The organism is Vibrio variabilis, from assembly GCF_003263785.1.
In the GTDB taxonomy this organism is placed as follows: domain Bacteria; phylum Pseudomonadota; class Gammaproteobacteria; order Enterobacterales; family Vibrionaceae; genus Vibrio; species Vibrio variabilis.
Map to the genome: position 1 here is coordinate 20163 of NZ_JYJK01000021.1, position 12595 is coordinate 32757.

6 protein-coding genes and 4 pseudogenes are annotated in these 12595 nt (G+C 47.2%); 5 read left to right on the forward strand and 5 right to left on the reverse strand.

All coding sequences use genetic code 11. The annotated features are described in order from the left end of the window. Positions 1–48 precede the first annotated feature (48 nt). Positions 49–1005, forward strand: a complete 957-nt coding sequence (locus TZ48_RS03890; protein ID WP_239670697.1) for a polysaccharide lyase family protein — start codon at positions 49–51, stop codon at positions 1003–1005. Between the two features lie 83 nt (positions 1006–1088). Here the strand turns inward: TZ48_RS03890 and TZ48_RS03895 are convergent, their stop codons facing one another. The 4 genes and pseudogenes from TZ48_RS03895 to pdxH all read right to left on the reverse strand — a co-directional run bounded on the left by TZ48_RS03895 (position 1089) and on the right by pdxH (position 4226). Next, entirely contained in the window at positions 1089–1751 is a 663-nt protein-coding gene (locus TZ48_RS03895) for an HAD family hydrolase (RefSeq protein ID WP_112478319.1), read from the reverse strand. A gap of 154 nt (positions 1752–1905) precedes the next feature. Next, positions 1906–2330, reverse strand: a pseudogene (locus TZ48_RS03900) (septal ring lytic transglycosylase RlpA family protein). Positions 2331–2482: 152 nt separating this feature from the next. Then, positions 2483–3247: pseudogene (locus TZ48_RS03905) on the reverse strand (AraC family transcriptional regulator); the annotation flags it as partial. Positions 3248–3587: 340 nt separating this feature from the next. Beyond that, positions 3588–4226 (reverse strand): pyridoxamine 5'-phosphate oxidase, encoded by a 639-nt coding sequence (gene pdxH / locus TZ48_RS03910; RefSeq protein ID WP_112478321.1) that lies wholly within the window; start codon positions 4224–4226, stop codon positions 3588–3590. A 358-nt stretch (positions 4227–4584) separates the two neighbouring features. On the opposite strand from pdxH, the gene TZ48_RS03915 reads away from it, so the two are divergent. The 4 genes and pseudogenes from TZ48_RS03915 to TZ48_RS03930 all read left to right on the forward strand — a co-directional run bounded on the left by TZ48_RS03915 (position 4585) and on the right by TZ48_RS03930 (position 10741). Further along, complete coding sequence (locus TZ48_RS03915; RefSeq protein ID WP_112478322.1) at positions 4585–5976, forward strand: HlyD family type I secretion periplasmic adaptor subunit; 1392 nt, start codon at positions 4585–4587, stop codon at positions 5974–5976. A gap of 60 nt (positions 5977–6036) precedes the next feature. Further along, a complete protein-coding gene (locus tag TZ48_RS03920) occupies positions 6037–6696 on the forward strand; it encodes a transglutaminase-like cysteine peptidase (RefSeq protein WP_112478326.1) in 660 nt (219 codons plus the stop codon). A 6-nt stretch (positions 6697–6702) separates the two neighbouring features. Then, a pseudogene (locus tag TZ48_RS03925) lies at positions 6703–8611 on the forward strand (bifunctional diguanylate cyclase/phosphodiesterase). A gap of 15 nt (positions 8612–8626) precedes the next feature. Beyond that, positions 8627–10741: a type I secretion system permease/ATPase gene (locus tag TZ48_RS03930; protein ID WP_112478323.1), complete on the forward strand. Its 2115-nt coding sequence runs from the start codon at positions 8627–8629 to the stop codon at positions 10739–10741. Between the two features lie 93 nt (positions 10742–10834). On the opposite strand, the pseudogene TZ48_RS03935 reads toward TZ48_RS03930, so the two are convergent. Next, a pseudogene (locus TZ48_RS03935) lies at positions 10835–12595 on the reverse strand (hypothetical protein); the annotation flags it as partial.

Here is a 12595-nt window from a genome sequence, read left to right on the forward strand (position 1 = left end):
ATTGGGGCACTTGTAGGGTGCCCCGTTTTTTGTATTAGGAAGTTACCTATGATGCACCGAGCTCGAAAGCTCACGCTTTCCACCCTTATTCCACTTGTATTAACCGCTTGCGGCGGCGCCAATTCAGGAAATTCCAGCATTCCAAATACACCCGATATCGACAATTCTGGAAACTACTATGTATTGAGTAGTGCGTCACTTGCATCGGATGGTTCAGCCAATATGGATACCTACGATTTGATCGAAAGCGTTCTCGGGGCAGGCTCCATCGAAGCGCCAGATCTATATGAGGAACATAATCACAACGATGTAAAACACATTACCGAAGACAGCGATAACCAAGTTGGCGACTACTTTCGTTTTACTATTCATCGCGACCTAGATGGTGATCGAGCCACAGGTAAAACCGATCGCCAACGCAACGAGATCAAGGTATACGACAAGTCTGAAGACTCGCTTAAAGGCTTTATGGACAAGACGTTTGAGTACCGTTGGAAGTTTCGAATCGACGAAGATTTCGCTGTCACCAGTCACTTTACCCACCTATTTCAGCTCAAGGCGGTCTCTGACTTTGGCGACCCTGTCAGCCAACCCTTAGTCACCATTACCGGCAACACCAAGGGCGGTGTCAGTGGATTAGAGGTACGTCATGTCGATAGCCAAGACGCTAAGACCATGCTGCTTCATACTTCCCAACTAGGCATTGATTGGGCAACTCAGATACAAGGGCAATGGCTAGAGGTATTTGTACGCGCAAAGTTCAGCGAACAAGGGTCGCTGGAAATGTCAGTGACACCACTTGGGTCTGAAACACCGCTGTTTACTATCAATGAACAAAATATCGAGCTTTGGCGCTCTGGCAGCAATGCTAGTACCGACAACTTTGTACGACCGAAATGGGGCATCTATCGCTCTCTAAATGACAAAGCGGGACTTAATGCCGGAGAGGACGAAGTCTGGTTCGCGGACTTTGAGATAAAAGAGATTCAGAGGATAGCGCCATAGCAGTAAACTTCGCTAACCTGAGCAAAAGTAGGCTCTACTAAACGCTTAAAAATTGAGCCTACATAAACAGATAACAGACCAAGCTATAGAGACCAGGTTAGCTGTTGCCATCGCTTCTTCTCACCAAGCGCTTTGAGCAAGGGGCATGGATTCACTAAATAGACGTGGTCGGCATACTCACACAATGAACGATCGTTAATAGAATCTGTGTAAAAGTGAATGTGAGTATAGGGTTCTAATCTCGCATCAAGCCACTGCTGGAGCCTCTCTACTTTACCTTCTCGATAGGTGGGCGTACCTACAACGGTGTTGGTGTAACAGTCGCCCTCTTCCACCAAATCAATTCCCATCGCCTCATCAATGCCGATACGTTTACCAATAGCCGACACCAAAAAACTTACCGAAGCGGAGATGATCACTGTCTGAATCTTGTCACGCTTGAGCTGCTCAATCAGTGTGGCAGCTTGTGGAAATAAAAGAGGTAGTATCTTCTCATCAATGCATTGTTCCACCAGCAACGACACCGTTTCTTTGGATACGCCAGATAGAGGGGACATAGAGAACTTTAAATACTCTTCCATTTCCATTTTGCCTTGAGCATAAAGGTCCATCAGGCGCCTATCTTCTTCAAGAAAGCCAGATTCAGTCGCTATCCCTTTTTCGACCAAAAACTCATTCCACAGCATGGCGCAATCGGCATCAAACAACGTTTCATCCATGTCGAAGACATAAAGGGGGTTAGACATAGTGCTCAATCTCCAAACAAGTTAGAGACGAATACTATGAAATTGATGTGACAGTTTAGAGCGAGGTTTTTTACAGTTTTGTGTCGGCCTAGACCGCGTGATGAAGCAACTCTCTCTTTCATCATTAGTAATGGAAAAAGAGAGAGTGGTGTGATTAGTGTTTGTATCTAAAGGTGTTGCTATCGTCGATAACATCTATTTTCACAGGCAATGTGCCCTTATTAATGTTACCAATTTGCTCAAAAGACTTTCGTGACAAGTCAATGACTCGGCCTTTTACAAACGGGCTCGGTCATTGATCTTCACATCCACCGTCTTACCATTGGCAGTATTGGTCACTCGGACAATGGTGCCAAATGGCAGAGTTTTGTGAGCAGCAGTATACGCCCTCATGTTATAGCGCTCGCCACTTGCAGTGCGTTTACCGTGGTACTTGCTGCCATACCATGACGCTTGTCCCACAAGCTCATGGGACTTGGAATAGCGAGTGGTTTTTTGGCTGTCAATGGAGGCAGTTGAAGAGCAGCCTGCTATGACAATGAGAATAAGAGCACTAAAAGCTGAATGCAGTTTTTTCATGTTGATTAAGTACGCGATGATTATTGGGTGATTGTCCGATGATTAATTATCGCTGATTTTTCACCATATAAAGTTTATTTGGCGTCATAAGTATGAAAGCTCCCGGAAATAATCGATCCAATAGCTGTCGCTACAAATGCCAATATCCAGATTTAAGACGAAGAAAAACGCTTGCGGTACTGTGAGGGGGAAACACCTTGCAGCCTTGAAAACGCGTGCGTAAAGGTACTTTGGCCAGAAAAGCCTGTGAGTTCAGCAATTTGACCCAAGTTTAGGTTGCCTTGTTCAATCAATCGCTTAGCTGCATCAACGCGCTTGTTTAGCACATATTGGTGTGGCGTAATACCTAGCTGCTCTTTGAACAGCATATGGAACTGACTTTCCCCCAAAAAAACACTACCAGCAAGCTGGGCGACGGAGATCTTATGGGCGAGATGCTGGTCGATATAGCGGTCAATCTGTTCAAGATCGAAACGAGAGTCACGCAACGATGTCTTTAGCTCTGAAATATGACGCTGCAATAACGCCACCACGGTATCGTTACACGCACGGCTGAGTAACAGATCATCCGGGCTGCTTTTCATTTCCGCTACCAGCATCTGAATCAGCTTTTGAATTTGTATATCGAGTTGAAAATAGGTTTTACTCTTCGACAACTCATTGATTCTTTGGAGAAGCACGGGATCACCGTCACTTGGCAATGGCATGTTTAACACCAGAATATCTGGCTGATCAACAATCCCTCCGAAAGCATGATCAAGGCCAGAAGTCACCACACAGCCCTGTCCGGGACCAACTCGGTTACCAACACCACCCACATCAAACTCAGATTGGCCTTTAAGTCCAATAACGACTTGGGTGTAATGGTGCTCATGAGAGTCCATATGAGAAGGCAGGCGAACGATTTCCGCAGGCTTGATAATGTTAGGCGTTAAGGAAGCATGATCAAGGATATCATTGTTGCGTTTCACCATGTTTCCGGCCTCAGTGTAAATGGAATGTCGATCCGCGGAGTATACCGATTTCCTTTGAATTTGGGAAAGCGAATCGCGCTATCACTTATCGTTATTGGGCTTGCGACAAGAGAATACTCAAGAAACAGAAGCATAAAAAAGGATCCTTACTTGATCAAGCTTCCGGAACAATGATCATGAACCAACAAGTTACGGTGGTTGTAATTTGTACTACATCTAGCAAGAAATATAAAAAAAGCTGCGAAAACCGCAGCTTAAATACATTACAAACAACAAATAGCGATTACGGCGCCAGTCGCTCAGCATCCCATTGACCCGCTCCGTCTTTGCTAAACAAGAAACGATCGTGCAGTCGGTGTTCGCCACCCTGCCAGAATTCAATCGATTCAGGACGAATTCGGTAGCCACCCCAAAACGTGGGCACGGGGATCTCGCCTTTAGCAAATTTCTGTTTGAGTTCCAAAAACTTACCTTCAAGTACACCGCGAGCTGAAATACGACTACTCTGCTTGCTGGCAATCGCTGCAAGTTGGCTCTCTTTTGGGCGCGAGGTGAAATACTTCATGTTTTCTATCGCCGTTAGCTTTTCTGCTACCCCAGTGATATGCACTTGACGCTCAAGAGTGTGCCAAGGGAAATGCAAACTCACCTTGTTGTTGTGCTCAATGTGCTGCGCTTTACGGCTACCTAGGTTGGTGTAAAACACAAAGCCATTCTCATCGACGCTTTTCAACAAAACAATGCGCTGAAATGGCATACCATTTTCGTCAACGGTTGCCACTGTCATCGCGGTTGGATCGCTAAGCTCCGCTTCCACTGCCTGCGCAAGCCACTTGTTAAATTGCTCAATTGGGTCGTTTGCTAAGTCTTTACGACGCAAGCCACCTTTCGAATACTCACGGCGAATATCTTCAATTCCCATAACAACTCCTCACTTTTTAGTGAATTTTGCGCCGATATGTGACAGAAAACAACCCGAATGCCCTATCTCGACGTCGATTTTTGAATTCTATCGCCTAGTTTGTCACTAATGGGTGATGAGTTTATCCAAGCCAGACAATATTTCGATAATTCATTACTTTATATTCACCACGTCACTGCTAAACTTTTGGGTAACGCTAATGACGAAGTGCCCCTTTAACGAGCGGCCACATCGTGAACTACGTCCAATAATGCATGATGGATCGACTCTTTCTATCACAACAGGTTACAGATGGATAATCTTGGTAATAGAATCAGACTATTAGTCGACTCCTGAACATCACCCTTGCGGATGGAATATGGATAATAAAGAATACAAAAAGGTGTCGGACGCCGAGCTGGATTACATTGATGATAAAACCGCCGCGCTGCTACTCAATACCCCCACCAGTGCCCGCATCATGCTTTGGGTTATGGTGGCATTTTTCATTTGTGCCATTGTTTGGGCGGCGTGGGCAGAAATCGATAAAGTCACCGTAGGTCAAGGAAAGGTCATCCCATCCTCTCAAGTACAAGTGATTCAGAACCTCGAAGGAGGACTGGTCAAAGAAATCCTCGTCAGAGAGGGCGACAGTGTGACTCAAGGCCAGCAGCTGCTTCTCATCGATGACACGCGTTTTCGCTCTGACTTTCGCGAACGTGAGCAACAGGTACTCAGCCTGACTGCCAACGTACTTCAGCTTTCAGCCTCTTTATCGAGCGTGGTGATTGATGAAGATCGCACCGGCGATGACTGGCAAAAATCGGTGACTCTAGATACCAATAAGCTCGCCTTTCCTCCAACTTTCGAAGAGAACAATAAAAACCTAGTAGCGCGCCAACGTGCTGAGTACCGACAGGATCTCAATGAGCTGCGTAACGAGCTCTCTGTTATCAACCAACAAGTTCGCCAAAAACAACAAGATCTAGTCGAAATGCAAGCAAGAGCTCGCAACTTAAGAAACGGCTACAACCTGGCTCGTGACGAACTCAATATCACCAAGCCACTGGCGGAAGAAGGCGTGGTGCCACGCGTTGAGCTGCTCAAATTACAACGCCAAGTCAACGATACGCGCCGAGAGCTCACATCAACGGAGCTCAAATTGCCCGCGCTACGCTCAGCCATTGATGAAGCCAAGCTGAGTCGCATTGATATTGCCCAGAAGTTTCGCTCGGAGCAGCAAGAAAAGCTCAATGAAGCACAAGACAGATTATCATCAATGACCGAATCCGCAGTGGGGTTGGAAGACAGGGTTAACCGCACCGTCGTGGTCTCTCCGGTAAACGGCACCGTGAAAACCCTCAATGTGAATACCGTGGGCGGCGTAATTCAGCCGGGTATGGATATTGTCGAGATCGTTCCGACCGAAGACACCTTGCTAGTTGAAGCCAAAATTGCCCCACAAGACATCGCCTTCTTGCGTCCAGACTTGCACGCCATTGTTAAGTTTAGTGCCTATGACTTTACCAAATATGGCGGCCTGGACGGCACATTAGAACACATAAGCGCCGATACCACTCAGGATGAAGAAGGCAACAGTTTTTACATTGTCCGAGTGCGAACCGAACAAACCAATTTTGGTCACGATGAAACGCTGCCAATTATTCCCGGCATGACAGCATCGGTCGACATCATCACTGGTAAACGGACGGTATTGGATTACCTGCTTAAGCCAATTTTAAGCGCTAAGAATAACGCTCTTAAAGAGTAAAGGGATTGAGTGATAGACATTGAGCCAAGGAAGCGTCTGCGCACCAAACTAAAATATGCACTGATAGGATGCACGATCGCTGCGGCACTTGGCCTAGCGACCCAGAGTAACGCTTACACCAAACAGGAGCAGCGTTGGATCTCGACCGTGAGTGCAACTTACGGCCAGCGCGCAGGCAAGCGTGTTGAAACCTGGCGTTCGGTGTTGGCGGGTTTACAAGGTCGCTCCGAAAAAGAGCAACTTGCTGGCATCAATGAGTTTTTTAATCAGCTCAACTTTGTTGACGATATCAAGCTGTGGGGCAAAAAGGACTACTGGGCAACACCACTGGAATTTTTAGGCAGCAATGCTGGTGACTGTGAAGATTTCACCATTGCCAAGTACTTCTCGCTGCTCGAGCTCGGTATCTCCGATAAAAAGCTACGTTTGGTCTACGTCAAGGCGATAGAACTCAATCAGTTCCACATGGTACTCGCCTACTACGAAACGCCACGCTCGCAGCCACTGATTTTGGACAACCTGATTGGTGAAATAAAACCTGCGTCTCAACGTGGAGACCTACTACCGATATACAGTTTTAATGGTCGCAACCTTTGGACCATGAAAACCACCCAAGGCAAGTTAGCCGGAAAGTCGTCGAGACTAAAATTATGGAATGATTTGCGCAGTCGCGAGCGCTCATTAACGTTACGGAAACCAAAGGTAAATTACGACGAGTAAATAATTATGACACTATACAGACAGCTAGTGGTCGGCATGATAGCCGTTTTTTTACTGTTATTGACGTCGGTGTTTATCATCGAATTTAACACCACCCGAAACTTTTTAGAGCAGCAACAACGCTCAGAGGTCAATAACACCATCAACACCGTCGGACTTGCCTTGGCGCCGTACCTCCAGTCTCAAGACAAAGTGGCTGTAGAATCGGTGATCAATGCCCTATTTGACGGCAGCACCTACTCTACAGTTCGTCTGGTCTTTCTTGAAAGCGATGAAGAGATACTGCGCACCTACCCCATCAAGCCGAGCGACGTGCCTGCATGGTTCACTAATCTTCCTCTGTTTTCGCCCATTCAGACTCCCGCGTCGTCACCAGTGGCTGGCTGCAATTGGCTGAAGTTGAGATTGTTAGTCACCCTGGCGAGGCCTACTCTCAGCTTTGGCATGCATTTGAGCGTCTTTCGGCGGCATTCCTCGGCATTCTCGTATTGGGCTTACTCGCTATCGCTTTTATATTACGCCGAGCGCTGAATCCACTGCGCGCCATCGTGCTTAAAATGGAACAAGTGGCCAATCGTCAATTTGGTGAGCCACTGCTTAGACCTAGAACCAAAGATTTGATTGCTGTCGTAGATGGCATCAATAGCATGTCAGCACACGTAGAAGAATCATTCAAACAGCAAGCGAAAGAAGCACAGAAGCTGCGTGAACGCGCCTATATGGATCCCGTGTCCCACCTTGGTAACCGTGCTTTCTTCATGGGACAGCTCAATCAGTGGCTGACCGAATCTTCATTGGGTGGCGTTGCTATCCTGCATGCTGAGTTTATTAAGCAGACCTACAAGAGCGAAGGTTATGAAGCTGGAGATGGGCTAGTACGCGAGCTTGCCGATCTACTGTCAATGACCATTAATTTACCAAACACCGTGATCGCTCGTATCTCGACGGATGAGTTTGGTTTTGTATTTCCGAATATTGATGAAAATGAGCTCAAGTTCGCCGCCAACAGCATCATCACCTGCATTCAAGATCTCAATGCAGACCCTACAGGTCTTAGTAAAGCGAAAGCATCACTGGGTGTGGTATTTAATGAAGAGCGCAAAAACTCCACGCAAATGCTGTCTGTGCTGGATAACGCGCTCACCAAAGCGAAGTCGAATCCGGAGATGGACTATGGTTACATCTCCAGCGAACAAACTGGCGTCATCATGGGCAAACAGCAATGGCGCGCCTTGGTCGAAGAGGCCATCAACGACGAAGAAGTCACTTTCCGCTTCCAAGCCGCTAATAGCAGTTGGGGGAAACCTATCACCGTGAGGTGTTCTCGGCGATTGAAAAAGATGGCGAGCGCTACACGGCCAACCAATATTTATTGGCGCTTGAACAACTTGATGCCAGCCACATCTTCGATGAGCACGTCATTACGTCTGTCATCAACAAACTGGAACGCGAAGAAATGTCTGATGCCATTGCCATCAACATTACGCCGACGAGTATTGCTCAACCAAGCTTCATTCGCTGGATATCGTTAGAACTCAGTAAGCACGCCACCATTTGTGAGAAGCTGCACTTTGAGATACCAGAGAGCTGCTTTATCAGCAACCCGCATCACACCGCTCTATTTTGTAATGCTATTCGCAATGCGGGAGCAAAATTTGGTGTCGATAACTACGGGCGCAACTTCCAATCTCTGGAATACCTCAACGAGTTTAGACCCGATTACGTGAAATTGGATTACTTATACACCCATCAACTGGATGATGAAAAACAGAAGTTTACGCTGACGTCAATTTCAAGAACAGCGCACAACTTAGGTATTAAAACCATCGCCTCGCGCGTGGAAACACAAACTCAGCTCGACTTCTTGTCTGAGCACTTTGTTGATGTGTTCCAAGGCTTTATTGTGGACAAATAATAGGTGCAAGAATCCATGAAGGATCCGTTACTCAATTCGCTCATCTACATCAGTCGATATTACGGCTTAGCCAACTCCCCAGAGGCGTTGGTTAATGGCCTGCCCCTATCTTCAGGCAAACTGACCCCATTCTTACTGCCACGCTCCGCCGAGCGTGCGGGTTTGGTCGCTAAAGAAAACCGGGCGGATCTAGATGCTATTCCAACCATCGTTTTTCCTGTCATTTTGCTTCTCAAAGGCGGCGATGCATGCGTGCTGAACAGTATCGATCAAGAAAGAAATGAAGCGGAAATCATTACACTTGAATCTGGCATGGTGCCCATCTCCATTGCCCTAGACGATCTTATTGCCCAGTACTCCGGTCGTTACTTCCTGGTTAAAAAGCAGTTTCGCTACGACGAGCGCTCTCCTGAAGTACTTAAGACCCGAGATGGCCACTGGTTTTGGGGCACCTTATGGGAATCAAAGCGCATCTACCGTGATGTGTTAATTGCCTCACTGCTTATCAACATATTTGCTATAGCCGCGCCGCTGTTCACTCGTTTGGTCTACGACAAAGTGGTACCAAACCTTGCCTTTGAAACTCTATGGGTACTGGCGGCAGGTATTTTTATCGTCTTTGGTTTTGATTTACTGCTCAAACTCATGCGCAGTTACTTTATTGACGTTGCAGGTAAAAAGTCAGACATTCTTATTTCATCGAAGCTGTTTAGCAAGGTGATGGGTATCCGAATGGAATCGCGTCCACCGTCGGTCGGTGCGTTTGCGCGCCACTTGCAAGAGTTTGAATCCATTCGAGAGTTTTTCACCTCGGCCACCATAGCATCACTGATTGACCTACCGTTTGCGCTGCTGTTCTTAGTCATCATTTGGCTAATGGCGGGTAACTTGGTGATCATCCCTATTGTCGGGGTTGTGATTCTCATTATTTATTCGCTACTCATCCAAGGGCCGCTTCGCAAAACCATCGAAGAAGGGTCGCGTCTTGCATCGCAAAAATACGCTAACTTAATCGAGAGTTTAGCTGGACTGGAAACTGTGAAGATATTTGGCGCCCAAAGCCAATATCAATACCGCTGGGAAGAAGCGGTTGCTCACATGGCAAACTGGAATATAAAAAGCAAGCGTATTACTGATGGCATTCAAAATACCGCTGGCTTTGTGCAGCAATCCTCCAACATTGGCATGATCATCCTAGGCGTTTACTTAATTGCAGAAGGTGAACTGACCATGGGTGGACTGATTGCCGCAACCATGTTGAGTAGCCGGGCAATTGGTCCATTGGTGCAGCTTTCACTGCTATCAACGCGCTACAACCAAGCCAAATCGTCAATGACTATTATCGAACAGGTCATGGCGATGCCAGACGAGCAAGAAGAGGGCAAGCGCTACATTCACCGCCCGATCATTCACGGCAAAATTGAACTCGATCGCGTCACCTTCCACTACCCAGATTCACCCATGGCGTCGATTCGGGATTTAAGCTTAACGATAGAGCCAGGAGAGAAAGTGGCTATCATCGGCCGTATTGGCTCAGGGAAAACAACGCTTGAGCGGCTCATCATGGGTCTTTACCAACCAACGGAAGGGCACGTCAGGATTGATGAAACTGACATTGCTCAGCTTCATCACGTGGACGTAAGGCGCAATATTGGCTGTGTGCCACAAGACTGCGCTCTATTTTACGGCTCTATTCGTGACAACATTACTCTAGGCCGACCTCTGGTCGATGATCGCGACGTGATGGATGCTGCAAACCGAGCGGGGGTAACTGTCTTCACTCAGCAAGATCCTGCTGGTCTTGAAAGACAAGTGGGTGAGGGTGGCTTGCTACTCTCAGGAGGTCAAAGACAGGCAGTGGCCATTGCCCGTGCATTCTTGGCTCGCCCACCTATTTTGATCATGGATGAGCCCACCAGCTCGATGGACAACCGCTCCGAGCTGCACATTAAAACCCAGCTCAAGCAGCTCAAAGAGTCGGAAACGCTGCTGCTGATTACCCACAAAACATCCATGTTGGAAGTCGTTGATCGCGTTATCGTAATGGAGAAAGGAACCATCATTGCCGATGGCCCTAAAGCTAGAGTTCTTACTGACTTGAGAGAAGGCAAAGTCAAAGCGGCAAGCTAACCCCAAACAATTACCTCCGCCAAAGACGGTGGTTTAGGGATGACAACGAAAAGGGAGGTCCGATCGACTTCCCCTTTCGCTCTCAAAAGCGATTTATGGCTCGTTAATGATGAGAATGGTGTTGAGGTCTACGCCGACGACACCTTCAAGCTCAATACTGACCGTTTTGTCATTGCCTTTATCAATGCTGATTACGGTGTTTCCATCTAACTCTTCGGCATGAATAACATCGGTAGCAAGCAGATCGGCTAAGGTATCGTCATCGTCAAACAAGTCTGAGAGGTCAATTACGTCATCATTGCCATTTTCTTGCGAGAAGTCTTTGATGATGTCGTAACCACCGTCGAGATCAGATTCAGCCCATTTGAACGTATCGTTGCCCAAACCGCCAGTCATCACATCATCGCCGAGACCACCAATAAGAAGATCATTGCCGTCAGTGCCATGTATCACAGTCACGCCACTGCCACCTTGTACAGCGAAGTCTAACTCGTCCGTTAGGTCTAGGTTACCTTTAGACAAAATATTTACATCAACCGTTGCTGTATCCGTACTCGCAAGACCATCAGAGTCTACAGCACTGTACATAAACTGGTCTTCAATCTGTGCTTCAATGATTTCGATGCTTTGGAGAACGAAACCGGCATTTTGATCGTCATCGACTGGGATGATTCTAAACTCATCAAACGCGACATCTGAGTCGACATTGATTACCGCTTGCTTAGAGGAATTGTCGTCGGGTCCATCAATTACAATGGGATCAGGGTCAATGAGTACACCGTCAGCGTATAGATAAACAAAAACTTGGGCATCGCCGTTGTTAAACGAGCCAGTCATCGCACCGATACCAATTGCTAGAGTATTCACCAGCCCACTTTGGAACTTGACCGACATATACTCTTTAGCTGTTGACTCAGTCTCTTTACCACTACCACTTTCATTGACACGCTCGGTAAAATAGCCTCGCTGCTTCAAGACGCCAGCGCCATCAAAGCCTATCATCTCTTGCGTCAAGTTATCATGTGGCGCATCACCTGCGTAAGTACCACCAGTCAATATAATCCCCTGCTCCTCCAACTCACTAAGCTCACCAGTGAAGCCATCAATGGTGGCATCAAAAGCAACGTCAACATCGTAATAGATATCAAAGGTTTCCTCGATCATATCCCCTTCATCTAGATCGAATCGTATACCGGCATCGCTAATGAAATAGAGCTGGCCAAAAGTAGGCTCCTTCTCGATTTTGATCATGGTGACTTTATCTGGATCTTGGTCATCTTCAAGGTCAGCAATAAAGTCAGAAAAATCGAGCGGAATATTGTCATCACTGGCATAAAGCTCGAAGTCTGTCACTTCTGGTGGTGTATTGATATCCGTAATGGTACCAACACCTGTCGCAGAACCATTGGTGGTCACGTCGTTGTTGTCGGTCACCACTACACCAAAGGTCTCTGGATCTTCAAAAACACCGTCTGTTATCGTTGGTACTGTGATCTTAAACTCAGTCACCCCCGCGGGTAGAGTCACATTACCGTCGGTGATGGTCAGTGGTATATCTGACTGACCATCGTTATAGCTCGCGGTAAGAGCACCTATATCACTAGCCTCGGTACTGTAGTCGCCGCCAGTCACTGTTGCGAGATTCAATACAACATCAGCCTCAGTCTGCGCAGATAGACCGACGGTGAACATTGCTGCAGTCCCCTCATTAACAGACACCGCTGGCGTGATTGAGAGTGTTGGGCGGTCATCGTCAGGATCTGGGTCTGGGCCAGAGCCATCATCGAGAATAGTACCCACGCCGGTGGCCGAGCCATTGGTGGTAACATTGTTGTTATCAGTGACGGTCACGCC

Bases quoted from the DNA above. Each gene is read 5' to 3' on its own strand.
- TZ48_RS03930 (WP_112478323.1), top strand. From the start codon at position 8,627: ATGAAGGATCCGTTACTCAATTCGCTCATCTACATCAGTCGATATTAC.
- TZ48_RS03915 (WP_112478322.1), top strand. From the start codon at position 4,585: ATGGATAATAAAGAATACAAAAAGGTGTCGGACGCCGAGCTGGATTAC.
- pdxH (WP_112478321.1), bottom strand. From the start codon at position 4,226: ATGGGAATTGAAGATATTCGCCGTGAGTATTCGAAAGGTGGCTTGCGT.
- TZ48_RS03895 (WP_112478319.1), bottom strand. From the start codon at position 1,751: ATGTCTAACCCCCTTTATGTCTTCGACATGGATGAAACGTTGTTTGAT.
- TZ48_RS03890 (WP_239670697.1), top strand. From the start codon at position 49: ATGATGCACCGAGCTCGAAAGCTCACGCTTTCCACCCTTATTCCACTT.